Below are 26295 nucleotides of genomic sequence, written 5' to 3' on the forward strand. Positions count from 1 at the left end.
TTATATTTTGCTTAAGATAATTTTTTCGTTTTGTTTTTCGATTACTTGTTGGTAAAAGGTCTTTAGTTCCGGATAAAATTCTGCTTTAAATAAAGCGCCATTAATCTGTTCACTGATTAACATTTGTATGGTATTACCAACCACAGTACTGTTCATCGAAAATACGACTTCATTTCCTTGAGTTGAGATTTTAATTGGCTTGGGGCTAAATTCTAAAGCATAACCCTCAGGAATGGCAATATTGATATTATACTTTCTAATTTGTGGGTAACCAAAGTAAATAGGCATTTCGCGGTTATCTTGAAAAAAAGGGTTCTTGGAAGATGTTAAAAAAACCATCGGCTAAAAATATAGCTTTCCAGCTATTATTTCGCAATGATTACCAGATACAAAATTAAACTTTTCAGCAATAGGCTGTTTACTATTTGATTTGCTTTCTTCAACTTGGTAATCATTGATTTCGATTCCGTTCCATTGGTTCTCTAATTTTTCGAGATAGGTATTTTTATCACTTTTTAACTGATTTTCACGAAATAATAAGGCTTCCATTTTAGTCTTGTAGGCTTTGTATTGCCCTTCTATTTTTCCCGACGGATTAATTCTAGCAAATATTGTTTGATTTATAGCTGAACTTTCTTTAGGCACAAGGTTAATTTCTTCTGAAGTACCATCATTTCGGATGAGTCTTCCTTGCCAATTTAACAATTTTAAGGGTAAAACATCTGGAACTGTAAATTTATTGGCAGCATCGAGTAAAACTGTTTCCTCTCCTAGTTTAGCTGCAGCAATTACATAATTGAATCCCGTTCTATTAGGGTAAGCAGGTACACCATTGTTAACAGTACTTACTAAAACAGGATTCGCGTCAATTCCCGCGAGTCTTAACATATTTATCAAAATGAAATTAATTTCTGCTACATTGCCGGAGCCGCTAGTGTAGGCTTCCTTTACTCCTTTGTTGGTGTAATAGCCATAATCATCATTCCAATTCATTTTTTGCTGAACGTGCGAAAAAACGCGTAGCATTTTTGACTCTTGAGATACTGTTGTAGTATCTTTTGGTTTTAATATTTCTTTTACGTCTTCAACGAAAAAAGTAGCTAATTCAAGTTCTTTTCCAAAACTTTTTTCTCCAAAAATTGCTTTGCTGACCCCTTCCCATGTTGTAGCATAATCTTTTTTTGGCTGTTGATAAAATTGGGTTAGCTCTAACTCATGTGTCATTGTGAGCTTATAATTTTGTAAATTATCTACAAACGACTCTTCTTTTAGTGCTGGAACATCTGCAACCGAGTAATTACTAATAACTTGATCATAATATAATAGATCTGATTTTGTTGCATCGTACAGATTTGGAAAACTAAAGGAGCCTCCACTTCTTTTTCGGTCTGTTTTAATTTCCTTATAACCAGTCACCAGCGCCTTGTAGACAAAAAAGTTAGGTATTTCAGTAGTAAACTGAGCGTAATTTACGGGGATTTCGTATTGGAAATGAAAACTCGGGAATTTTACAATATTTTCTGATTTATAAAAATATTTGAACTCTATTATAGAGCCTACTCTAACGTTTGGAAGTGTGATAGATGCTTCTTTCCAATTCTCATTAATTTTTGTAATGAAGCTTCCTTCACTTTTGAGTTTCGATTTTTCAATTTTTGAATTTTCTAAATTGTAAGTTAGGGCATCCGAAAAGCGGACTGACTCATCATTTTTTTCTTCATACCCAATATAAAAAGGCACTTTAAAAGTAGCCCATTTTAATCCTTGCTTTTTGTAAATTTTAATTCGGATTTGAACTTCTGTACCAATAGAAAAACCATCTTTTGAGTTGTACTTAAATGCTGTTTTAGCCCTGTTAAAAATTATTGCAGCCACAGCACTTGTGTCTTTAGGGTGCTGTTTTTCTTGTAAATTAGCAACGGAAACATTTCCTAGTTCAAGATCTTGTGCGTTTAATTGTAATGACATACATATAAATACAATAAAAAACCATTTATTGATCATTCTTAATTTATGATTTAACGAGAATAATTTTTTCATTTTGCTTATCAATTATCTTTTGATAAAACTCTTTTATTGTTTGATAATAATCAGCCGAGATAATTGGCGTGTTAATTTGAGACGAAATTGAAATTTGAATCGTGTCGCCTGAAACACTTGCCAAATATTTGAACATACCGATATCATCTTGCATGGCAAGATTAGAAGTTTCGGGCACAGACTCTACTTTGTAACCCGCAGGGATTTTAACATTAATGCTGTATTTATTCATAAAAGGATATGCGAAATCAATGGGGTAAAATCTATCTTCTTGCTGGAAAGGATTTGAACTTTGACCAAAAATTAGCAATGGCTTTACGTACAATTTACCACCTATACTTTCTACAAGATTATTACTTTTAAAAGATAGTATTTCTGTTAGTGGAGCTCCCAAATTCCTTTCGTTGGTTCTTGAATAATCTGTAACTTCTATATTATTATGTTCAGTTTCAAAATTTTCTATATAATCTTGTTCTTTGCTACTCAGGAAATTTGTTCTAAAAACTAATGCATTATGACCGGATTGCTGGCGTCGTACTTTTGCATCTACTTGCCCTGAAGCTTCTACATTGAATTGCATGGTAACAATATCATTTGCCACTTGATTGGGCATTAAATCAACCTCTATTGATGTTCCGTCTTTACGTAATAACCTGCCCAACCAATTCAAATCTCTTATTGGTAAAGTATTTGGAGCAGCATTCAAATCAGTTGCATCTAATAAAATTAATCCTTTTTCATCCTCAATGGCTGCAATAACATAATTAAAAGCAGTTCTATTGGGGAATAAGGCAATACCGTTAGAGCGTGTGCTTAACAATACAGGATGTGCAGAAAAACCAGCAAATCGTAACATTGCAGTCAGCATCAAATTGATTTCGGCGATATTTCCTGTCTTATTTTTATAAGCCTGTCTTACTCCATCATCGCAAGAATAACCATAAAAACCATTCCATTTCACAGCTCCTTTGACAAAATTAAAAATTGTAACTATTTTTTGCTCAGGAGTTTCTATACCAGCCAGCGCTTTCTTTAAATCTTCTTCAAAATAACCACTACGATTGAGTTCTGCACCAAAATCTTCCATATCAAATATTGACTTGGCTACTGCTTTCCAATCTGTTGCGAACTTTTTTAATGGCTCGCCGGGGTATTTGGTCATAGAAAGCTCTTGCACTAAACCAGAGGTGTAATTTTCTATATTGCCTACAAAAGCTTCATCATTTAAAGCCGGAATATTTTCAGCTTTGTATATAGTTCGCTTTTCTTCGTAATCTACTTTATCTACAGCATAGCTAGCAGACTGCCCTCTTTGGAAACCCGCTCCTGCAGAATTACTCATACCACTAAAAGTTAATGCTTTTCTGCCAATGGTCACCGATACCGTAGGCTGGAAATAGCCTTTTAAATTTTCATTATAAACAAAGAACTCAGGAATACTATTTTTATACTCTGAATAATTGACAGGAATTGTTTTTTGAAAATACCAATCCCTAGGGCTACCCACTCTTGGTGTCCTGATTTTATAGGAGTACTCAATAACGGAACCCACTTTAACATTAGGCATCGTTATTTTTTTCTGTCTCCAAAATTTATTAACAAACTCATCAAACTCACCATCACTCTTTAGTTTAGTTTTTTCTATTTTTCCATCAACCATATTGTAGGTTATAGCATCTGAGAAAGTAACAGTCTCTTTCACTTCGTTTGAACTGTAATACTCAACAATTTTGGTAGCCCAATCATACCCTTCTTTTTTATAGATTTTGAATCTGACTTGCACCTCAGTTACCATATAAAACCCTTGCGATTGCGAATACTCAAATACATTTCGGCCTTTTTCGAAAAGTACGGCTGCCGACGCAGTACTATCGATAGGATGTGCTTTTTGCTGAAGTTCAGCTATGGATACTTTACCCAACTCTGAATCCTGAGCAAAAGAAAAAAAATGAACTAAAAGTAAAACTAGTAGTGTGAAATGTTGGCGCATATTATATTTTTAAATTTTCTTTAAAACAATTTTTTCGTTTTGTTTGTCAATCATTTTTTGAAAGAACTCCTTTAAGGCTGAATAATAGTCAGCTGGTATTATTGGAGCATTTATTTGACATGAAACTAATATTTGAACAGTATTATCTGTTAAACTAGTTAAAAATTTAAAGGTAGCTAACCCATCTTCCATGGAGATAACTGCTGTTTCTGGATAAGACTCTATTTTATATCCGTTTGGAACTTGCACATTTACGACATATTTATCCATGAAGGGAAAAGCGAAATCAATTGGATATTCTCTAATTTCTTGTTTGAAAGGATTTACATTTGTGGTAAAAGATAATAAAGGTTTGATGTAAATGGCATCTCCTACTTTTTCACTAAAATTAGCCCCTTTAAAAGAAAGTGTTTCAATAACAGGTAATTTAAGAGCGACTTCGTTTATTCTTTCATATCCACTAACTTCAATGTTATTGTTGTCATTTTCAAATTTTTCTAAGTAAGCATCTTCTTTGGTACCCGTCACTGCAGATCGAAAAAGCATTGCATGATGATCTGTTCTTTGTCGTCTCAACTTTCCTAAAACTTCCCCTTGATCATCGACGCTGTAATTCATCGAAATAACATCATTTGCAGTTTGCTTTGGCATCAAATCTACTTCTATTGAACTTCCATCTTTTCGAATTAGCCTACCAAACCAGTTTAAATCTCGAACAGGTAAAATATTTGGAGCAGAAAAAGCATCTGTAGCATCTAAAAGAATTAGGTTTTGACCATCTTCGACGGCAGCAATAACATAATTAAAAGCGGTTCTATTAGGAAATAAGGCTATCCCATTTGAACGCGTACTAATTAAAACAGGATTAGCTGTTAAACCAGCATGTCGCAACATTGCTGTTAACATTAAGTTTATTTCGGCAACATTACCCGATTTTTTATTATAAGCTTGCCTTACACCGTCGTTACATGAATAACCGTAATAATCGTTCCATTTCACTGTAGCTTTAACAAACTGCAAAATGGCAGTAATTTTATCCTCGGTAGAGCTTAATCCTGCTATTACTTTTTGTAAATCTTGTTCAAAATAACCTGTTTTATTTAGTTCTGGTCCAAATTCATCATAGTTATAAATCGTCTTTGCAACCGAATTCCAATCTGTAGCAAAAGTTTGCATCAACTCTCCAGGGTATTTCGTCATTGCTAATTCTTGAACTAAGGTCCCTGTATAATTACCCATATTATTAACAAAAGGCTCCTCCTTCATGGCTGGTAAATTTTCAGCTATGTAAGTCTTTTTTGTTTCAACATATTCTATTTTCTCATCATTAAAAGAAGTTGTTGTAGCGCGGTTTACAGTAGTTCGTTGTTTTGAAGTAAGAGTTATTGAATTACTTTTTTTCTCTACGGTAACATTTGGCTTAATGAATCCCTTGATATTTACATTGTAGACAAAATACTCTGGCACAGTGTTGGCGTACTCAGAATAATTTACAGGAATACTATTTTGAAAATACCACTCCCTCGTGCTACTTACTCTTGGGGAATTAATTGTGTATTTGAATTCAATTACAGAACCTTCTTTTACATTAGGCATTGTGATTTTTTTTTCTCCCCAGTATTTATTTACAACCTCATTAAATTCGCCATCACTTTTAAGTTTTGTTTTCTCAATTTTACCATCGACTAGATTATAGGTAATCGCATCCGAAAAAGAAACTGTTTCCCTAGCTTCATTATCGGAATAGAAACGGATACTTTTATTCGCCCATTCATATCCTTCTTTTTTATAGATTTTGATACGAGTTTTAATTTCTGTCACCATCATAAACCCTTTCTCAGGTGAATATACAAAGGTGTTTTTTCCCTTTTCAAAAAGGATTGCAGCAGCTGCACTAGAGTCCTTAGGATGTACTTTTTCTTGCAATTCAAGAATTGAAACTTTTCCTAAATCAAAATTTTGAGCATTTACGATAATAGCCATAAAAAGGCAAGGAACTAAAAAAAATATTTGTTTAAATGGCATAATTTATTGGTTTTTGGTTAGTATAATTTTAGCATTGTCATTTTTGGCAATCTGTTCCATAAACAATCGATAGCTATCATAATCAGAATTGGCGTAAATCCCTTTTTTGATTAAAATAGTTCTTTTGTATACTAGATTGCTATGGTCTTTTTTGATGATTTCGGTTTTATAATCTCCATATTTAGTTTTTAACTCGAAGTTTGCAGGTAAAAATTCAATTTGAAATCCTGATGGTAGCACTATTGCTATTTCATCAGTATCAAGATAACCGCGTGGAATTTCGAAGGGGTTTTTACGATTGCGTATGCGTTTAATTGTTCCTGAAAATTGGTTGTATGCGTTTATTGCAAGCATCATTTTACCTCCTGAATTAGAAGCATAGTTATCTGCACTCAGAGTAATGTTTTCAATAAATTCTATTTTGTCTTTGTCATTTTGTAAATTAATTTTAGTAATTTTCAAATTGTTAATATTGGTCCAATATTGTTTGTAATGCGCATCTTTTTCGGTTGGCTGAAGCTTTTCAGTTGAAGCTTTTGAACTGTATTGAGAACCTGTTGAAACAATTTTAATTGCGCCTGTTAAATTCCCCTGTGCATCTAAACTATAGGTCCCAGTTGAAATTTGACCATTATCCTTATCGTGGTATTTTTTAGTATGAATGATTTCTCCACCCTCAGGCTTCATGACCACAACGTCACGGTCATCAGTAAAATTAGCTTGAAAACCAAAGGGATCATCCTGGCTGGTACACTCCAAAAATATACTGTCATCTGCATTTGGGACACATAAAATGACATGATTCCCTTGAACAGAGAAAAAATCTGCTTCGATGTTGCGGATGTCTCGGTCACCAAACAATTCTGTGTAATACGAAGGGACACCAACAACCTCTAGTAATGCTCTTGTGTAATTAGAAAGCGCCTTACAATCTCCATAACCCAATCTATCAACATCGGAAGCCAACATGGGTTTGAAACCGCCTATACCAACTTGAACACTTACATATCTTGATTTTTCTTGAACAAATTTGTAAACAATTTTAGCTTTTTTGATCGGATCAGTTTCAGTACCTACCAAAGTTTTAATTTTAGCTTTTGCCTCATCGCTTAAATTAGTTGTTCCGATGAGAATGTTTTCTGAAAACCATTTCCCATACTCTTTCCAATTCTTTGCAGTTCCGTCAACTCCTTCTAAATTAAAATTTTCTAGACCCATCATTACTCTAGGAAACACCTTAGCAGCTGGTGTATAATCCTCGTATTTTTCGGCAACAATGTTAACCGCTTCGTACTGCAATTGCGTTGGAGAATCAACTATAGTTTTGATCTTAAAATTGGCGAAATTGAATTCTTTTTTTCTAAAACCCAATGCTTGAGGCACATTGACACTGACAATGCTTTTTTCAATACTTACATTATATTCTGAAAGCAAGGACCACGTGGGAATAAACGCAGTATTAGAGGTTTCAATTTCACTTTCGTAAACAATAGTAAAAGGGTATTGTGTAGGGGTATATTCTAGATAAATAAAGCGCCCATCTGAAAAAAGTGTACTACCGCCTGATGCACTTTGTTCTTTAAAATCTTTTCTTTTTATCTTTTTGATTTCGTTACCAAAGATATCATATACAACAGCTTCAATGTTTTTAATCGAACGTCTTTTATCAAAATTTTCGACAGCATCAACTGCTTTTAATCCCAATTCATTCAAGACGGTGACAACTCTTTTAGTTTTGATGTTCATACTTCTTTGCGACGCAATTGAAATATCCAATTGATTGAGTCTGACAACTGCATTGGCATTGTTTTTTAGACTATCTGCAATGTTAATTGCTGTGTAATTAATTTTTTGAGCGTTCAAATTAGTTGCAAAAATTGCAGCAAAAAGAACAACAAGAGTTGTAATTCTCATTTGATATAAAATAAAGATAATGAATGATGAACCCAAGTGGGTTCTAGAAAATTACGCATTTCAAAGAAAAGCGCATTGATTGCTTGTTAAGGATTTCCTAATTCGTGGTGTTCAAAAATAGCATAAATCTCACAATGTGAACCTATTTTTATTCTTTATTTTTACTATCCATTACAATAGTTACTGGGCCATCATTTAGGAGTTGTACCTTCATGTCAGCGCCAAAAACTCCAGTTTGTACTTTTTTACTGAGATCTTGTTCTATTTGGGAGACAAATTGTTCATACAAAGGAACGGCTATTTCTGGCTTTGATGCCTTAATATACGATGGCCTATTGCCTTTTTTAGTTAAGGCATGAAGAGTAAATTGCGACACCACAATAATATTCCCATCGATATCTTTTACAGAAAGATTCATGACATCGTTTTCATCTCCAAAAATACGGAGATTGACAATTTTAGAACTTAGCCAACTGCTATCTTCTTGCGTATCCGCATCTTCAATACCAACCAATACCAACAATCCTCTTTGAATATTGGCTACAATTTGATTGTCAATTGTTACTGATGCTTGAGAAACTCTTTGGATTACTACTTTCATTAATCAGTCTTAAAGTTACAAAGTCTTAAAGTCGAAAGTAAAAAAATCTAAATCTTTCCTTAATTATGACTTTTAAAAATACTACTCTCTCGTTTTATCGCTTATGATTCTATCCTCGTTATGAATGTCAGTTCGATAATGTTCATCGTCACCTTCTAAAATTTTAAGGTAACTGTTGTAGCGTGACCAAGCAATTTCGTCTCTATCCAAAGCGACTTTTACAGCACACTTCGGTTCTTCTTTATGCAAACAATTGTTAAATTTACACTGATCTTTTAGTTTGAAAAATTCCGGAAAATATCCGCTTATTTCTGCAGGCTCCATATCAACCATCCCAAATCCTTTGATTCCAGGTGTGTCAATAATACTTGCCCCAAAAGACAAATCAAACATTTCTGCAAAAGTTGTAGTGTGCTGCCCTTGTTTACTTGCCTCCGAAATAGTTTTAGTACGCAAATGCAATGATGGCTCCATGGCATTTACTAAAGTAGACTTTCCAACACCTGAATGACCAGAAAACATACTTACTTTACCAATCATCATTGCTTTCAATTCCTCAACACCTTTCATTTCAGTTGAGGATACGCGCAAACATTGATATCCAATTTGCTGGTATACATGCTGCATGTACAATTGCTCATCAAGAGTAGCATCATCAAAAGTGTCTATTTTATTAAAAACCAACACAGTTTCAATTCCATATGCCTCTGCCGTTACTAAAAAACGGTCGATAAAATTAAAAGTAGTTGGCGGATTATTAACCGTAATCAATAAAAAAACGCGATCAATATTAGAGGCAATAATGTGCATTTGATGCGATAAATTGACCGACTTTCGGACGATGTAATTTTTACGATCGTGAATTCCGTGAATTGTACCCGTTACGGCATCTGAGGTTTCCTCTAATTCATAATCAACTACATCACCTACAGCAATGGGGTTGGTACTTTTAATGCCTTTGATTCTGAATTTTCCTTTGATCCTACATTCAATAAACTGCCCAGATTCCGTTTTTACGGTGTACCAGCTTCCTGTAGATTTGTAAACGAGTCCTGTCATGAGGCAAAGGTAAAATTTTGTTTGAAGTTTAAAGTTTAAAGTGTAGAGTTTTTTTAGAAACAAGTTCAAACAAAAAGACCGTCTGTAAAAGACGGCCTTTCATTTTATAAAATATTTGAAAAACTAGTATTTGTATCCAATTCCTTTTTTGATTGCTTGAGAACCACCTAATTGATTTGAACTTGCCCCAACAGTAGTTTTATCAGCAGTCATTAAAATAAATGGATAACCTCCTGCAGCTGCCTCTTTTTTCAATTTCATTTCTGCTTTTTTATCCGCTGTATTACCAGTATGGTAGTTAATCAAGCCTGTTTTTCCTCTTACTTCACCACCTTTTATCAAACCAGCAATATAAGACTTATCCTCTAGTATCACTACCTTTTCCCAGTCGGCATCGCTAGCTACTACAATTTTTTCAGTAACATTTTCAACACGACCGCTTTTACCATAAACAATTTTTTCAATTGCATATTTGCTCATTGTGTTTTCGGCATCTTCTCCGTCGTACTTGTAGATTACTGTAAATTCTTCCAGTTTTACAACTTTCCCTTTTACAGTTTCTCCGTTGTGCTTGGTAATTACATCAACTTGAGCATTTGCTGTTGCCATACCAAGTGTAAGTGCTAATGCTAAAATAATTTTTTTCATTTGTTTGTTTGTTATTGATTACTAATTTTTGGCAATATTACAGAAATAAAGCACAATTATAAATTTTTTATAAAATAAAATCGTACTAAAAGTAAAAATTTAATATGCAGAAAACTTAGAGCTAAAAAAAACCTCCAAAACTTCAAACTCGAAGCAGTGGAGGATTTTAACATGGCTTAAAAAAAATTAAGCATTCAACACCTTATCTTGATGGCTGATACTTTCTTGGTGAATGGCCTTGAATAATTTTAAAACAAACTCTTCTGAAAGTCCTTTGGTTTCTCCATCCAAAATCATTTTACCTAAAATTTCGTTCCAACGGTTATTTTGTAGTACTGCTACGTTGGCTGCTTTTTTAACCAAACCAATTTCGTCAGCTACTTTCATACGTTTGCCTAAAAGCTCTAGCAAAGTGGCATCTAATACATCAATGTTAGCTCTTAATTTTTTCATTTTCTGAGTAAAATCATCTGATACATCGTCAATTTTACGCACTTTTAAATCAATAAAAATTTGTTTCAACGCATCGGGTGTTACTTGCTGAGCCGCATCACTCCAAGCATTATCTGGATCAATGTGCGTTTCAATAATCATCCCATCGTAATTCAAATCTAAAGCTTCTTGCGTAACCTCTAAGATCATTTTGCGATCACCAGTAATGTGCGAAGGATCTATAATCAAAGGCAAATCAGGGAATTTATTTTGCAATTCAATAGCAATTTGCCACTCTGGAATGTTGCGGTATTTGGTTTTCTCATACGTAGAAAATCCTCTGTGAATCACTCCTAATTTTTCGATTCCGGCATTGTACAAACGCTCTACTCCACCTAACCACAAAGATAAATCTGGGTTTACAGGGTTTTTCACCAAAACAATTTTATCTGTTCCCGCTAATGCATCAGCAATTTCCTGAACCGCAAAAGGATTTACCGTTGTTCTAGCACCTATCCACAATACATCAATGTCATATTCTAAAGCTAATTTTACGTGAGCAGCATTCGCTACCTCAGTTCCCATTAGCAATCCTGTTTCTTCTTTGGCTTTCTTCAACCATTTCAAACCTATTTCGCCCACGCCTTCAAATCCTCCCGGACGCGTTCTTGGTTTCCAGATTCCTGCTCTAAAAACACTTACATCTGAATCTTTCAACTCATGTGCAATTTTTAATACTTGATCTTCGGTTTCAGCGCTACATGGCCCCGCTATCACTAATGGGTGGGTCAAATTAAATGCCTCCAACCAGTTTCTCATTTCTTTCTTATTTTCCATCTTTTCTAAATTTTATTTTATAAGTTTCGTTTTTTTTATCTTTTTTCGTGAATACTGCAAACTGTTAACTGTGACTGAAAACTGTCAACTGTTTACTTCTTAACATTCATCCCGTTTAATATCTCTTTAATCTTATTCACACTTTCCATTTCATTGTAAATCGCCTCGTAATCCTCATTTTCTAAAAGCTCCTTAAATTTAGATAAATTCAAGATATATTCATTCAAAGTTTTTACAACTTGCTTCCTATTTTGCTTAAAAATGGGTGTCCACATTGCGGGTGAACTTTTAGCAAGACGCACGGTACTTTCAAAACCAGAACCTGCCATATCAAAAATGTCCTGTTCGTGTTTTTCCTTGTCAATGACTGTTTTTCCTAACATAAAAGCGCTGATGTGGGACAAATGCGAAACATACGCAATGTGCTTATCGTGTGATTTTGGATCCATATACCGAATGCGCATTCCCATTTCTTGAAACAATGCCAAGGCGCGTTCTTGCAATTTAAAAGTCGTTTTCTCCACCTCACAAATAATGTTTGTTTTGCCTTGAAACAACCCTTTTATCGCTGCTGATGGTCCCGAAAATTCAGTTCCAGCAATAGGATGCGTGGCTATAAAATTTCTCCTTTTGGCATGGTTGGCAATACCTTCACAAATAGGCAATTTTGTCGAACCCACCTCAAAAACAATCGTTTGGTCTCCTATCGCCTCCAAAACTTGGGGTACAACCATGAGCGCTACATCTACAGGAACCGAAACAATCACAAAATCAGCATGCATTAAGTCTGCAAATGTTGCCATTTCATCAATAACACCCAATTCAATTGCCTGATCTAGATGCTTTTCATTGGTGTCAATCCCATAAATCGTGGCGTGCGGATACAAATCTTTAACATCCAACACCATCGAACCACCTATCAAGCCTATGCCTATTACAAATACTTTCATTTTTTTGTTTTTTATCCGAAGCTTATCCTGCTATCCGTTGCAATCTTTCCTGCCGAACCCCGGCAGCAAAGGATTTCCACTACTATCAGGGCTAGGGAATTTCGTTATCGAGAACATTTATTTTCTTACAATGATCTTTATTTTTCAACTCTACGACGTGAAAGATTAATCAAGTCCATACTAAAATCGACTGATTGCTTCTCTAATTTTTTCTTCTTCAACACACAAAGCAAACCGAATGTAACCTTCTCCATTACTCCCAAAAATAGTTCCCGGTGTAATAAAAATTGATTTCTCATGCAAGATTCTATCAATAAACACCTCTACTGATGTAACTCCATCGGGTAACTTTGCCCAAACAAACAAACCAACACCTTCTTTATACACTTTACAACCTAGTTTTTCAGCGAGTTCCTCTGTTACAATTCGTCTTTTTTTATAGATTTCATTCATAGCATCAAACCAAGCCTTATCACTTTTCAGCGCTGCAACAGCTCCTTTTTGAATGCCGTAAAACATACCGCTATCCATATTGCTTTTTACTTTTAAAACCGCATCAATAGCATTGGCGTTTCCTAAAACCATTCCTACTCTCCAACCCGCCATATTAAAAGTTTTACTCAAAGAATTCAATTCTAAAGCCACTTCCTTTGCTCCTTTTACCTGCAATAAACTCATCGGATTGTCATTCAAAACAAAACTATACGGATTGTCGTTCACCAATAAAATTTCATGTTTTGCAGCAAAAGCGACTAATTTTTCAAACAACTCCAAACTGCCTCGAGCTCCCGTAGGCATATGCGGATACCCAATCCACATGATCTTTACCTTGGATAAATCCAATTGCTCCAAAGCTTCAAAATCCGGCTCCCACTGGTTTTCTTCTTTTAAATCATAATACACTGGCACCGCTCCTACTAAATTGGTCACTGATGTGTACGTAGGATAGCCTGGATTCGGAATCAAAACGTGATCGCCTTCATTTAAAAATGCCAGCGAAATGTGCATAATTCCTTCCTTGGAACCCATCAAAGGCAAAATTTCTGTTACAGGGTTGAGTGTTACACCATAATTTTTGGAATAAAAAGCAGCCATACCTTCGCGCAACTCTGGTAAACCTTGATAACTTTGGTATTGATGTGCATTTTCATCTTGCATCGCAGCTACAATAGCAGCTACAATAGCAGGCGCCGGTTGTAAATCTGGACTCCCAATTCCCATATTAATGATGGGTTTTCCTTCGGCTGCCAGTTGCCTTACTTCTCTCAATTTGGAGGAGAAATAGTATTCTTCAATGATATGGAGACGCTTTGCTGTGGTAATCATGTGTAAATTTTTATATCTGTGTAACTTGGTAACTCGAGGCTGTTTATATTTTAGTATTCTTGTATTCGCCCAAGACTTTAAAATATTCGGCCATAATATTCAATAATGATTTTGCTTTAGCATAATCTTCGTATTTCTCAAAAGTGACATCCACAAAAAAGGAATATTTCCATGGCGTTTCAATTTTGGGCAAAGATTGAATCTTGGTTAAATTCAATTTGCAATCGCTCATCACGTTTAAAACTGCTGCTAAACTCCCGCGTTTATGGTCGAGCTCAAATTTTATCGATGCTCTGTTGATTTCACTTTCGGGAACAAATGAATTTTCTTTTTTGATAATCACAAAGCGCGTCATGTTGTTCTTAATCGTCTGAATTTCTGGCGCAATAATTTCCAAATCATACATTTCCGAAGCTGTTTTGCTTGCAATTGCCGCTATTCCTTTCAGTTGTTTTTCTTGAATTCTTCGCGCTGTTTCAGCGGTATCTTTATCTTCAACCAATTTGATATTAGGATATTTTTTTAAGAAATCCATACATTGTAAAAGTGCCATCGGATGGGAATGTACTTCAAGAATATCTTCTATTTTTTGACCTTTCAAAGCCATTAAATTTTGATGAATACTCAAATAATGTTCTCCAATTATGTGTAAATTATTTTTGTCAATTAGCGCGTAATTAGGAATAATAGGACCTGCGATAGAATTTTCAATTGCCATAACAGCTTGATCTGACTTACCTGCTAACAAGCTGTCTACCAATTCCTCAAAAGACAAACACTCGTCAAGAATAAATTCCTGATTGAAATATTCTTGAGCCACTTGATGATGAAACGAGCCCGTAATGCCTTGTATTCCTATAATTGTATTCATTTTACACACTTTTAAGCAAAAAAAAATCCCGATTTGCATCGGGATTGTATATCTATAGTATCAATTTAATTTTTGAATTAAATAACCATGCAACAATCCCTTTCTACCTTCCAGAAGAAATAATAAGAGTTGCTAAAATAAAATCGGTTACTCAACATGTTGCTGTCTTTTTTGTATTGATTACTGTGCGAATGTATACATAATTTTTAACTGCACCCAAAAAAAAGTTGATTTTATGACACAAAAAATGGATTTGCTAAAAAGTTGGTTATTAATTATGTAATGTTTAAAAAAAGGCTCTAAAAATACCATTCATACAACAGCAATTCTTGTATTGTTACGTAAAAACAAGGCTTTATTATGCTGCAACACACAATATGGAAAGTTATTTATGCTAGAACTTTTTCAGAAAGCCACTTTTTCCCTTCAGCAATTCTTGCCACTAACATTGCCGAAATCAAATCTCCATTGGCATTTAACAATGTTGCCATTGGATCAACCAAAGTTCCAATAATCATTGCTGCTGGCAAAGCTTGTTCCATGGGGAAACCATAAACTGTTATGGCTAGGATTTCGCCTATGTAGCCGCCATTAGGAATTCCGCCCTCTACAACAGAAACCACAACTGTAATTCCCAAAGCGGTGAGAATCGTAATTGGATCCGTAAAATCCTTACCAAACATGGCAAAAATAACGGCTATCTTAATAATGGAAGACATACTCGAACCATCTTTATGCAAAGGTGCACCCAATGGAATAACGACATTCCTAATGTGAGCAGGAATATTCATTTTTTCGGCACCGTCAAGATTGGCAGGAATGGTAGCAATACTGCTGCAGGTCCCAATAGCTGTTAACGAAGGCGTTATATTATTTTTCCAAAACACTTTAAATCCTAATTTCCCACCTGCCATGTAGGCATACAAACTAAAAAACACTATGAAGTAAAAGGCACAAACAGCATAATAAAGTCCTAACGGCTTGGCATAAGCACCAAACAATTGTGGACCAAAAATACCCACCTGATAAGCAAAATAAGCACCTAAGCCTACGGGCGCTGTTTGCATAATAATGTGTAGCAATTGTTTCATTACTTCGTTACCAGATTGTAAAAACCTACTGAAATCGTTGCCTTTTTCACCAGATTGCAAGCTGGCAAACCCCACTAAAAAGGAAAAAAGAATGAGCGCCAACATGTTTTTTCGGGATAACAATTCATAAAAATCACCCGCAGTAAGCAATTGGGTTATCTCAGAGCCAGTGCTACTTTCGGCTACAATTTCTAACGGAATTTTAGAAATTATAATATCTTGATGGATTGGAAAAATCAAAACTCCTACTACCATAAGAATTGCAGAAACCAAGACCGTAAACAAAAAGACTCCTATTACGATTAAGAATAACTTTCCAAGTTTTTCGGTTTTTTCTAAAGTAGCAATTGATGCCGATATGGTAAAAAACACTAACGGAATTATCGCAGTAAACAACAAATTTAGAAAAATGTCTCCCAAAGGTTTCAAAACCTCCACTTCTTTACCAAAAACCAAACCTAATATACTTCCTGCAAGGATACCTCCAAGAAGTAACATAATGCTTTTGTAATTTTTCAAGAAACCTCCTGATCCTATATCTTTCATGTGTCTTTTTAACTATTTTAAGTAAATATAGAAATCTAAAAGATAGCGGTGCAATCACGGTGCTACTTTTTTATCATTTCGAATAGAAATACTCGCCACTATTCGTGAAAAAATTATTCGTGAATTAGTGGGCAATCGAACAACAAATCCATTCATTTTCTGTTTACTTTTGCAATAAATAATTCATCATGTCAATAGCAGTAAATAACATTTCCAAAAGCTACGGTGCTCAAAAAGCATTAGATAACATTTCATTTTCAATTAACAAAGGAGAAATTGTTGGTTTTTTAGGTCCAAATGGAGCTGGAAAATCGACTTTGATGAAAATTTTAACTACCTACATAACCGCTGATGAAGGAACTGCCACGGTAAACGGGCAGGATGTAAACACCAATCCAAAAGCCGTACAACTTTCTATTGGGTACTTGCCGGAGCACAATCCGTTGTATTTGGATTTGTATGTTCGTGAATATTTAGCCTTTAATGCTGATGTGTACAAAGTTGCCAAATCTCGTATCGAAGAGGTAATTCAACTGACTGGTTTAAGTACCGAAAGCCACAAAAAAATAGGCCAACTCTCTAAAGGATACCGCCAGCGTGTAGGATTGGCCAATGCGCTACTGCACAATCCTGATGTTTTAATTTTGGATGAGCCTACCACTGGTTTAGATCCAAACCAGTTGATGGAGATTAGAAACGTAATTAAAAACGTGGGGAAAGACAAGACTGTTTTTCTTTCTACACACATTATGCAGGAGGTTGAGGCCATTTGTGATCGTGTAATCATCATCAACAATGGAAAAATTGTAACCGATAAAAAGCTGGATAATTTAATCTCTGAAGATAAAGAACAAGTCATTGAAGTGGAATTTGATTTTCAAATTGAAGAACAATTGATTTCTAAAATTGAAAATCTTGTTTCGTATGTAAACGTTCACGATATGATGTGGGAACTGACTTTTAAATCAGATAAAGACATGCGTTCTGTTGTCTTTGATTTTGCTCAAAACAATGGTTTGAAAACCTTACAACTCAATCAAAAGAATAAAAACTTAGAAGCGGTGTTTAGAGAGATTACGAAATAGTTGGCAGAAATTTAAAATCAAAAAAATATGAAAAGAACATTACTATTTATCATAATAATATTTATTCCAAATTTTATTATTGGACAAAAAACACTTTTTGACTCATTAAAAGTAGACAACTCAACAAAAATTGTTGGAAGAAATCCTCATTATGACAAAGATAAAACTTACGAAAAATATAATTTCATAATTGAAGACTCAATTAAAATTGTTGACTTTATAAAAAATATAAAATTAGGTGATGAAGTTAGAAATTCATTAGAAAATCGAAATTTTAAACTTACAATTGTAAAAAACAAAAAAGAAATCGGTTCTTGGACAATAAATCCTACACAAAAAAGTGCAATGACTCATGATGGTAAGACTTATAAATTTGATCTAAATCAGATAACGAGTTTCAACCAAACTTCTCCTCTAAAACATTATCATGAAGTAAAAGTGTTTTCTTCTAAAAAAGATTATGAAAATTATCTAATCGAACAGAAAAAAAATCCAAACTTTTTATTTGATTACTCTCCACAATTTAAATATGAAGGAAGTTTTGAAATTGAATTTAAAAAATCTTCGAAATTTTCAAGCCCAAAAGTTATAAGCGAATATTTAACTCCATACATAGAAAAGATTGTTAAAAAGGATGAATATAGTTTAAGTTATGTATTAAATGATAAAAACAGAAATAATACTGACCAATTCACAATGACAATTCGTGGCTCAAAAAATATATTTGAAGAGCTAAAAATTAAATCCTTGAAAAATGAAAATTGGGAAGAAACAGTTGAAGATGGTTATTTCTTTTATAAACAATAAACTTTTGCTAATAGGCGTTTGGCAACATTTCGAATTTTGTCGTAAATTCACGTTTATTTCTCGCAAGAATTTTTTTCTTTGATAGAAAATAATCGGTTCCGAAATTCGCAACCTCGCCAAGCGCCGGAACTTTGACAGTTTTGAGTTATATTCTCGAATAAAACACAAATTATAAAAAAAGCTTCCAGTTCTCCAAGGCGAACTGGAAGCTTTTGAAATATAAAAGATAAATTACTAAAAAAGTTGACTCGCAATTTGACGGATATTTTCTGATTTACCCATCGAATAATAATGTAAAACAGGAACTCCAGCTGCCTTTAATTCGCGGGATTGCTGAATAGCCCATTCAATTCCCACTTGTTTTACATCTGCATTTGTTTTGCATTTGTCTACTGCATCAATTAAATCTTCTGGCAAATCAATTCGGAAAATTTGCGGTAAAATTTGCAAATGTCTTTGCACCGCCAATGGCTTGATACCAGGAATAATAGGCACTGTGATTCCCATTTCTCTGGCTTTGGCAACAAATTCAAAATATTTTGCATTGTCAAAAAACATTTGTGTCACCACATAATCAGCACCTGCGTCCACTTTTTCTTTTAACCTTTTCAAATCGGACAGTAACGATGGAGATTCCAAATGTTTTTCAGGATATCCTGCCACTCCAATACAAAAATCAGCCTTATTATCAGCATGAATGACGTCATGTAAATATTTGCCTTCATTCAACAATTTGATTTGCTTAACCAAATCAATCGCAAAATGATTACCACCCGCTTTTGGCACAAAGGATTGTTCGTCCTTCATCGCATCACCACGCAACGCCATTACATTATTGATGCCTAGATAATGACAATCAACCAATAAATATTCTGTTTCTTCTTTGGTAAAACCACCGCACAATACATGAGGCACCGTATCTACGTTGTATTTGTGTGTTATCGAAGCGCAAATTCCAAGGGTTCCTGGTCGCATTCTGGTTAGTTTTTTATCCAACAAACCATTGCCTTTATCAACATAAATAAACTCCTCGCGTGAGGTAGTCACATCAATAAATGGCGGTTTGAACTCCATCAAAGGGTCAATGTTATCATATAATTCTTGAATACTTTTCCCTTTTTGAGGCGGAATAATTTCAAATGAAAACAAAGTTTCTCCTTTGGCTTTTTCTATATGTTGTGTTACTTTCATATTAAGTCTTAAAGTTTGAAAGTCAAAAGTCGAAAGCCAAGTCTGTTTTAGACTTTATGACTTTTGACTTTATGACTAAATTAGTCTGCTATATTCGGATTCAACCATTTCATGGCTACATCGGTCGAAACATTTCTTCTTTTGGCGTAGTCAATTACTTGATCTTCTTTAATTTTTCCGAGTCCAAAATACTTACTTTCTGGATTGCCAAAGTAGTAACCCGATACTGATGAAGCCGGCCACATAGCCATACTTTCGGTTAAGGTTACTCCAATTTCTTCTGCAACATTTAATAATTTCCAAATTGTTGGTTTCTCTAAATGATCCGGACAAGCTGGATATCCTGGCGCTGGTCGAATCCCTTTGTACACCTCATCAATCATATCTTCGGTAGATAAATTCTCATCAGCGGCATATCCCCAAAATTCTTTACGAACTTTCTCGTGCAAATATTCAGCAAAAGCTTCTGCGAAACGATCAGCAAGCGCTTTCACCATAATCGAATTATAATCATCTAAATCCTTTTCGAATTCAGCCGCCCATTCGTCAACTCCAAAACCAGTAGTCACGCAAAATGCTCCCATATAATCTACCTTCCCACTTTCTTTTGGAGCAATAAAATCAGACAAAGCGATGTTTGGCGCTCCTTTGGTTTTTTGAGATTGTTGGCGCAAAGTCAAAAAGAGCCCCCTAACCCCCAAAGGGGGAACTATCTCCTTTGTAGACAACTCCTTGGTAATTTTTTCAATTGTTTCATGTAAATTATTCAACACCTCTTTATTAGTGTATCTAACAACTTTAAAACCCTTAGATTCTAGCCAAATAGTTCTCTCTTTGTCAAGTTCAATTTGTTCGGGATGATTATGAATAGATCCATCTACTTCAATAACTAGCTTTTTTTCCAAACACACAAAATCAACTATATATTCCCCTATTACATGTTGCCTTCTAAATTTATACCCTTCTACTCCTCTATTAGATAAAAAATTCCATAGCATTTTCTCAGCTTCTGTTGGTTTGTTTCTCATCTCTTTAGCGCGTTCTTTTAAAACATCATACATAATAGGATTTGCTGTTTCCCAAGTTTGTTTTGCTGTTTCGAGAGGTGCTCCCCCTTCGGGGGCGGGGGGGGCTTCATATAACTCAATATCATCATCGTTGATTTGATTCGCCGGAAAAATTCCGTAAACGCCTTTCGCTGTTAACTTTTTCTCCTCTAAAATTACTTTTAGCATGGCTTGTGCATCTGCAAAAACCGAAGTCGCTTGTTCGCCCACTACCTCATCAGTTAAAATGGCTGGGTATTTTCCAAACAATTCCCAAGTTCTAAAAAATGGCGTCCAATCGATATAAGGTACCAAAGTTTCTAAATCAACTTCTATGATTTGTTTGCCAATAACTTTAGGTTTCACCGGCGTGAAATTATCCCAATCCAATTGTAATTTATTTTTACGGGCTTGCTCAATGGTCAAGAAATTCTTGTCGCGGGAGCGATTCAAAAACGTTTCTCTAAACGCATCGTATTCTGCTCGAATATCACTAGCATATATTTTTCGGTTGTGATCCAATAAATTTCCTGCAACCGTTACCGCTCTCGAGGCATCATTCACGTGAATGACAGTCGAATTGTATTGTGGTGCAATTTTCACGGCTGTATGCGCGCGCGAAGTTGTTGCACCACCAATCATTACTGGAATTTTCAGTCCTCTTTTATCCAATTCCTTAGCGAGATACACCATTTCGTCCAAAGATGGCGTGATCAATCCGCTCAATCCAATAATATCTACTTCGTGCTCAATAGCTGCTGCAATAATTTTTTCTGGAGGCACCATTACACCCAAATCGACAATCTCGTAATTGTTACAAGCCAATACCACCGAAACTATATTTTTTCCAATATCATGAACATCACCTTTTACGGTAGCCATCAAGATTTTTCCGTTACCAGATTTATCCCCAACTTGCTTTGCCGCTTCGATGAAAGGCAAAAGATAAGCCACTGCTTTTTTCATTACACGTGCCGACTTTACCACTTGTGGCAAAAACATTTTACCCGAACCAAACAAATCACCTACGACATTCATTCCCGCCATTAAGTTGATTTCAATTACTTCAATTGGTTTTGTGGCAGCCAAACGCGCTTCCTCTACATCTATTTCGATAAACGCATCAATTCCCTTAACTAACGAGTGTGTAATTCTTTCTTGAACGGTTCCATTTCGCCATTCTTGAACTACTGCTTCATTGGTTTTTGTAGCATCTCCTTTTACATTCTCAGCAAAATCGAGCAAACGTTCTGTCGCATCGTCGCGTCTGTCCAGAATCACATCTTCCACATGTTCTAATAAATCTTTCGGAATCTCATCATATATCGACAACATTTCTGGGTTTACAATCCCCATCGTCATTCCGTTTTGAATGGCGTGGTACAAGAAAACCGAGTGCATCGCTTCCCGAACCGTGTCGTTCCCTCTAAATGAAAACGAAACGTTACTAACACCACCACTGATGTGTGCATGTGGTAAATTTTCGCGAACCCACTTGGTTCCTCTAAAGAAATCCAAGGCATTCAAGCGGTGCTCTTCCATACCTGTTGCTACTGGGAAAATATTCAAATCGAAAATGATGTCTTGTGGCGGAAATCCAATTCCCACCAAAATATCATACGAACGCTGGCAAATTTCGATACGTCTTTCGTAATTATCGGCCTGACCCACTTCGTCAAAAGCCATCACAATTACCGCCGCTCCGTAACGCTTTATCAATTTAGCATGATGAATAAAAGCTTCTTCGCCTTCTTTCAACGAAATCGAATTTACAACACATTTCCCTTGTACGACTTTCAAACCCGCCTCAATGATTTCCCATTTCGAGCTGTCAATCATAATCGGCACGCGCGAAATATCCGGCTCAGCCGCTATCAAATTCAGGAATTTTGTCATCGCATAGGCGCCATCGAGCATTCCCTCATCCATGTTAATATCGATAATCTGTGCGCCACCTTCTACTTGCTGGCGCGCAATATCAAGCGCCTCATCGTATTTTTCTTCCTTAATCAATCGAAGAAATTTTCGCGAACCCGTCACATTGGTTCGTTCCCCTACATTCACAAATACACTTTCCGGCGTAATGATTAAGGGTTCTAATCCTGACAATACTAGGTTTCTTCTTTTTTCTGCCATTTTAATTTAAGTTACTAAGATCCTAAGTAGCATAGGTTCTGAGTTGTTTTTATGATATTATTTGATGCAAAGTTTTCAAAACCTTACCATTTTATTTCAATTCTTTTTTGGGCGTGTCCCTCCAAAAAAAAGTCGGGTCGGGCTATTCGTTCTATCTTTTGCTTCGCTATCGCTTCACAAAAGGATGCCACTGCTATCCCTCACGCGGGCATTGTGCTTGCAACACACTTCTTTTTTGTTGATTCTTCCGTTTCTTTATTCTTCAATTTTGTCATTCTGAGGAACGAAGAATCTAAACAAGTTGCTCTGCTGTTTGCGAGAGCGTCACGCTTGTACTTATTCTTTTTTCTTAAAAACCTTTTCCTGTCTATATTAAGTGCACGAGCGGGACGCTCGCGCCAGCTGGGGATTCCTCCTACGTCGGAATGACAAAACTAGACTTACTCTCTTTACGGGCACGAATTACAAATCCGCGCTATCTCATATTAACTAAATTCCTTTATATTCAATCTGCCAATTCAGGCTATCTAACTTTTCTAGAGTTATAAAATATTTTTTATTGTAAATATTTTTCTTAAATATTGTCTTCCAACCATATTTATCCACGCTGTCTTTATGTACAATGAATAATCTTGCTTTTTTATCGTCTAAACTATCAAAATAAGTATCCCAATATCTAGGTCTATCTCCATTATAATCCTTTTGTCCTTTTTTAATTTCATTAAAAACAAAAGGCATATCATATTTACCTCTTTTTGATTCGTCAAAATCATCTCTAAACTCATAATAAAACCCACCACTATTCATACTATCGTTATAAGATAATATGCTAAATATTACTCTATCAGAACTGTTTTTAACAAATATATCCCGTGTATCTAATTTATCACAAGAACAAAAATTAAGTAAAATAAAAAGAAATACAATTATTTTAGATTTCAACATAGTTTCTAAACTCTTAAATTGACACAATTTACTATTTGCAACATATATTTTCAATTTACATCACCGCAGTCGAAACCCTCGGTTTGTATTCCTTGGCTATATCTGCAATTAATTTGATGTGTGCTGGTGTTGTTCCGCAACAACCACCTATAATATTTACTAAATTATCGTCTAAATATTCTTTGATAAAAGCTTGCATCTGTTCTGGGGTTTCGTCGTATTCTCCAAAAGCATTCGGTAATCCTGCATTAGGATGCGCCGATACGTTGAACGATGTGTTTTGCGACAAAGTTTGTAAATACGGCTTGAGCAAATCGGCACCAAGGGCGCAATTGAATCCTACGCTCAACAACGGTATGTGCGACACAGAAATTAAGAAAGCCTCAACCGTTTGTCCCGAAAGAGTTCTTCCAGACGCATCGGTAATCGTTCCTGAAACCATGATTGGAATATCAAGATTGCGTTCGTCTTTTACTTCTTCAATGGCAAAAAGCGCTGCTTTGGCATTTAAGGTATCAAAAATAGTTTCTACCAAAAGTAAATCGCAACCACCATCCATAAGCGCTTCTACTTGTTGCTTGTACGCGATGCGTAAATCATCAAAAGTTACGGCTCTATAACCTGGATCGTTTACATCTGGTGACATGCTTGCTGTTCTATTCGTAGGTCCAATGGAACCCGCAACAAAACGAGGTTTGTCTGGATTTTTAGCGGTAAATTCATCGGCTACTTCGCGGGCTATTTTTGCCGACTCATAGTTCAATTCATACACATATTCTTCAAGATAGTAATCAGCCATGCCGATCGTGGTTCCAGAGAAGGTATTGGTTTCAACAATATCAGCTCCGGCTTCAAAATAAGCGGCGTGCACGTCTTTTATAGCTTGTGGCTGCGTGAGCGACAATAAATCGTTGTTTCCTTTTAATGGATGTGGAAAATCCTTGAAACGTTCTCCTCTAAAATCTTCTTCGGAGAAATTATAACGTTGCAACATGGTTCCCATAGCTCCATCAAGGATGAGGATGTTTTTTTTAATGGCTTCGTGAATGCTTGACATAACTTTGTATTTCTTGTAAATCACAATTTAAAATTGTGATTTTTACTTTTGATTAGTGTTTCCAAAAGTTCCCAATTTTTCTATATAGCCCTGATGGCAGCGGCATCCTTTTTATTCGCCTTTTTTGGGCGAATAAAAAGATATAGCGTACAGCAGGAACGATTATGACTGAAAAGCGCCATTAATCTGCTCTAAAAAATTCGATAAGTTGTCAAGAAAAGGTTTGAGAAATACTGTAGAAGTATTCTTGTGTTATCTATCTTTGATACTGGTTGTATAAAGTAGAATGTAGCACCTTCTTTAAAAATAAAGGGTTGCTAAGGTTTCATTGGGTCTTTTCCCTCCGCCTTTCGTGATAACTTTCAATAAATATAGGAACAGTGCAAAGGAACGACATAGCGCTAACAATTGCAAGTATTTTTTTTAAAGATTGTAGCTTAGTTTGTTGCAAAACTTTAAAATAAAAAAAGGTTCTGAATTGCTAAGATTTTAACCAACCTTAGCAATTCAGAACCTTTGTGACGCTGCAACTTTATTTACACGATTGCTTTTACAACCGCTTTTGGAGCTTCTTTACGAGTTCCGTCAAAACCATCTACACCAGAAACGGTAGTGTATTTTAACACATAACGCTTTCCTGGATTAATGATTTGGTAGGCCGCTTGACACATTAATGTGGCTTCGTGGAATCCGCACAAGATTAATTTTAATTTTCCTGGATAGGTATTTACGTCACCAATAGCGAAAATTCCAGGAATATTAGTTTGGTAATCTAAGGCGTTGTTTACTTTGATGGCGTTCTTTTCGATTTCTAATCCCCAGTCGCCGATAGGACCTAACTTTGGCGTAAGACCAAAAAGCGGAATAAAGTAATCGGTTTCGATGGTGCGCTGTGCGCCGTTTTCCTCGACTACAACTGCCTCAAGATGCTCAGCTCCTTTTAAACCCACTACTTCACCTGGCGTAATCATTTTTATTTTACCTGAAGACTTAAGCTCTTGTACTTTTTCTACAGAGTCTAAAGCACCACGAAACTCGTTGCGACGGTGAATCAAAGTCACTTCTGAAGCTACATTTGACAAAAAGATACTCCAATCTAAAGCCGAATCGCCACCTCCAGCGATAACTACGCGCTTGTCACGGAATTTTTCTGGATTTTTGATGAAGTATTTAATTCCTTTATCTTCGTAAAATTCGATGTCCTCGATCAATGGCTTTCTTGGTTCAAAACTACCCAATCCACCAGCAATAGCAATAACTGGCGCATGGAATTTTTTGCCTTTGTTTGAAGTCACAATAAATGTTCCGTCTTCTTGTTTTTCGATGGTTTCTGCACGTTCACCCAAGGTAAACCCTGGTTCGAACTGCTTGATTTGCTCCATTAAATTATCTACTAAATCGCCAGCCAATACTTCTGGAAATCCAGGAATATCATAAATAGGTTTTTTAGGATATAACTCTGATAACTGCCCTCCCGCTTGTGGCAAAGCATCTAATATATGGCATTTTAATTTTAATAAACCTGCTTCAAAAACTGCAAATAAACCTGTTGGCCCTGCGCCAATAATGAGTATGTCTGTTTTAATCATTTTGATTTAATTTAGTATCCTTTGTTTTGCTTCCAATTGTAATTGTAGGCTGTAATGGAAATTGTTAATTGTGTTTATCTATGTTATCGTATTGAACTCAGGAGCTCAA

General features: G+C 35.5%; 20 protein-coding genes and 1 riboswitch. Of the genes, 2 read left to right on the forward strand and 18 right to left on the reverse strand.

The features are described 5' to 3' along the window. The 13 genes from L1S34_RS10185 to L1S34_RS10245 form a co-directional block, all read right to left on the reverse strand. Positions 1-288: a hypothetical protein gene (locus L1S34_RS10185; protein ID WP_236363938.1), complete on the reverse strand. Its 288-nt coding sequence runs from the start codon at positions 286-288 to the stop codon at positions 1-3. A 54-nt stretch (positions 289-342) separates the two neighbouring features. Continuing rightward, positions 343-2040: a DUF3857 domain-containing protein gene (locus L1S34_RS10190; protein ID WP_236363939.1), complete on the reverse strand. Its 1698-nt coding sequence runs from the start codon at positions 2038-2040 to the stop codon at positions 343-345. Further along, positions 2012-4030 (reverse strand): DUF3857 domain-containing protein, encoded by a 2019-nt coding sequence (locus L1S34_RS10195; RefSeq protein WP_236363940.1) that lies wholly within the window; start codon positions 4028-4030, stop codon positions 2012-2014. The genes L1S34_RS10190 and L1S34_RS10195 overlap by 29 nt, the downstream gene beginning before the upstream one ends. A gap of 9 nt (positions 4031-4039) precedes the next feature. Then, complete coding sequence (locus L1S34_RS10200) at positions 4040-6055, reverse strand: DUF3857 domain-containing protein (RefSeq protein WP_236363941.1); 2016 nt, start codon at positions 6053-6055, stop codon at positions 4040-4042. 3 nt (positions 6056-6058) lie between these two features. Next, positions 6059-7969, reverse strand: a complete 1911-nt coding sequence (locus L1S34_RS10205; RefSeq protein WP_236363942.1) for a DUF3857 domain-containing protein — start codon at positions 7967-7969, stop codon at positions 6059-6061. A 148-nt stretch (positions 7970-8117) separates the two neighbouring features. Further along, a complete protein-coding gene (dtd, locus tag L1S34_RS10210; RefSeq protein ID WP_236363943.1) occupies positions 8118-8570 on the reverse strand; it encodes a D-aminoacyl-tRNA deacylase in 453 nt (150 codons plus the stop codon). 81 nt (positions 8571-8651) lie between these two features. Further along, on the reverse strand, positions 8652-9629 hold the full coding sequence (rsgA, locus tag L1S34_RS10215; RefSeq protein ID WP_236363944.1) for a ribosome small subunit-dependent GTPase A: 978 nt from the start codon (positions 9627-9629) through the stop codon (positions 8652-8654). A 123-nt stretch (positions 9630-9752) separates the two neighbouring features. Further along, complete coding sequence (locus L1S34_RS10220) at positions 9753-10277, reverse strand: hypothetical protein (RefSeq protein WP_166136165.1); 525 nt, start codon at positions 10275-10277, stop codon at positions 9753-9755. A 186-nt stretch (positions 10278-10463) separates the two neighbouring features. Further along, positions 10464-11546: a bifunctional 3-deoxy-7-phosphoheptulonate synthase/chorismate mutase type II gene (locus tag L1S34_RS10225; protein WP_166136162.1), complete on the reverse strand. Its 1083-nt coding sequence runs from the start codon at positions 11544-11546 to the stop codon at positions 10464-10466. Positions 11547-11638: 92 nt separating this feature from the next. Next, positions 11639-12496: a prephenate dehydrogenase gene (locus tag L1S34_RS10230; protein ID WP_236363945.1), complete on the reverse strand. Its 858-nt coding sequence runs from the start codon at positions 12494-12496 to the stop codon at positions 11639-11641. A 180-nt stretch (positions 12497-12676) separates the two neighbouring features. Next, positions 12677-13822, reverse strand: a complete 1146-nt coding sequence (locus L1S34_RS10235) for an aminotransferase class I/II-fold pyridoxal phosphate-dependent enzyme (protein WP_236363946.1) — start codon at positions 13820-13822, stop codon at positions 12677-12679. Between the two features lie 43 nt (positions 13823-13865). After that, positions 13866-14693, reverse strand: coding sequence for a prephenate dehydratase (locus L1S34_RS10240; protein ID WP_236363947.1), 828 nt, complete (start codon positions 14691-14693; stop codon positions 13866-13868). A gap of 389 nt (positions 14694-15082) precedes the next feature. Next, positions 15083-16330 (reverse strand): dicarboxylate/amino acid:cation symporter, encoded by a 1248-nt coding sequence (locus tag L1S34_RS10245; protein WP_236363948.1) that lies wholly within the window; start codon positions 16328-16330, stop codon positions 15083-15085. Positions 16331-16518: 188 nt separating this feature from the next. On the opposite strand from L1S34_RS10245, the gene gldA reads away from it, so the two are divergent. Together gldA and L1S34_RS10255 are read left to right on the forward strand one after the other, a co-directional pair. Then, on the forward strand, positions 16519-17415 hold the full coding sequence (gene gldA, locus L1S34_RS10250; protein ID WP_236363949.1) for a gliding motility-associated ABC transporter ATP-binding subunit GldA: 897 nt from the start codon (positions 16519-16521) through the stop codon (positions 17413-17415). A 27-nt stretch (positions 17416-17442) separates the two neighbouring features. Next, on the forward strand, positions 17443-18222 hold the full coding sequence (locus L1S34_RS10255; protein ID WP_236363950.1) for a hypothetical protein: 780 nt from the start codon (positions 17443-17445) through the stop codon (positions 18220-18222). A gap of 234 nt (positions 18223-18456) precedes the next feature. Here the strand turns inward: L1S34_RS10255 and metF are convergent, their stop codons facing one another. The 5 genes from metF to L1S34_RS10280 form a co-directional block, all read right to left on the reverse strand. Then, a complete protein-coding gene (metF, locus tag L1S34_RS10260; protein WP_236363951.1) occupies positions 18457-19413 on the reverse strand; it encodes a methylenetetrahydrofolate reductase [NAD(P)H] in 957 nt (318 codons plus the stop codon). Between the two features lie 80 nt (positions 19414-19493). Further along, entirely contained in the window at positions 19494-22595 is a 3102-nt protein-coding gene (locus L1S34_RS10265; protein ID WP_236363952.1) for a vitamin B12 dependent-methionine synthase activation domain-containing protein, read from the reverse strand. A 489-nt stretch (positions 22596-23084) separates the two neighbouring features. Next, a complete protein-coding gene (locus L1S34_RS10270) occupies positions 23085-23540 on the reverse strand; it encodes a hypothetical protein (RefSeq protein WP_236363953.1) in 456 nt (151 codons plus the stop codon). Between the two features lie 55 nt (positions 23541-23595). Then, positions 23596-24597 (reverse strand): homocysteine S-methyltransferase family protein, encoded by a 1002-nt coding sequence (locus tag L1S34_RS10275; protein WP_210790811.1) that lies wholly within the window; start codon positions 24595-24597, stop codon positions 23596-23598. Between the two features lie 249 nt (positions 24598-24846). Then, a riboswitch (SAM riboswitch) is annotated at positions 24847-24959 on the reverse strand. A gap of 174 nt (positions 24960-25133) precedes the next feature. Then, positions 25134-26186, reverse strand: a complete 1053-nt coding sequence (locus L1S34_RS10280; protein ID WP_086452935.1) for an NAD(P)/FAD-dependent oxidoreductase — start codon at positions 26184-26186, stop codon at positions 25134-25136. Positions 26187-26295: the final 109 nt, after the last annotated feature.

This window comes from Flavobacterium sp. K77 (assembly GCF_021608205.1).
Lineage (GTDB): Bacteria > Bacteroidota > Bacteroidia > Flavobacteriales > Flavobacteriaceae > Flavobacterium > Flavobacterium turcicum.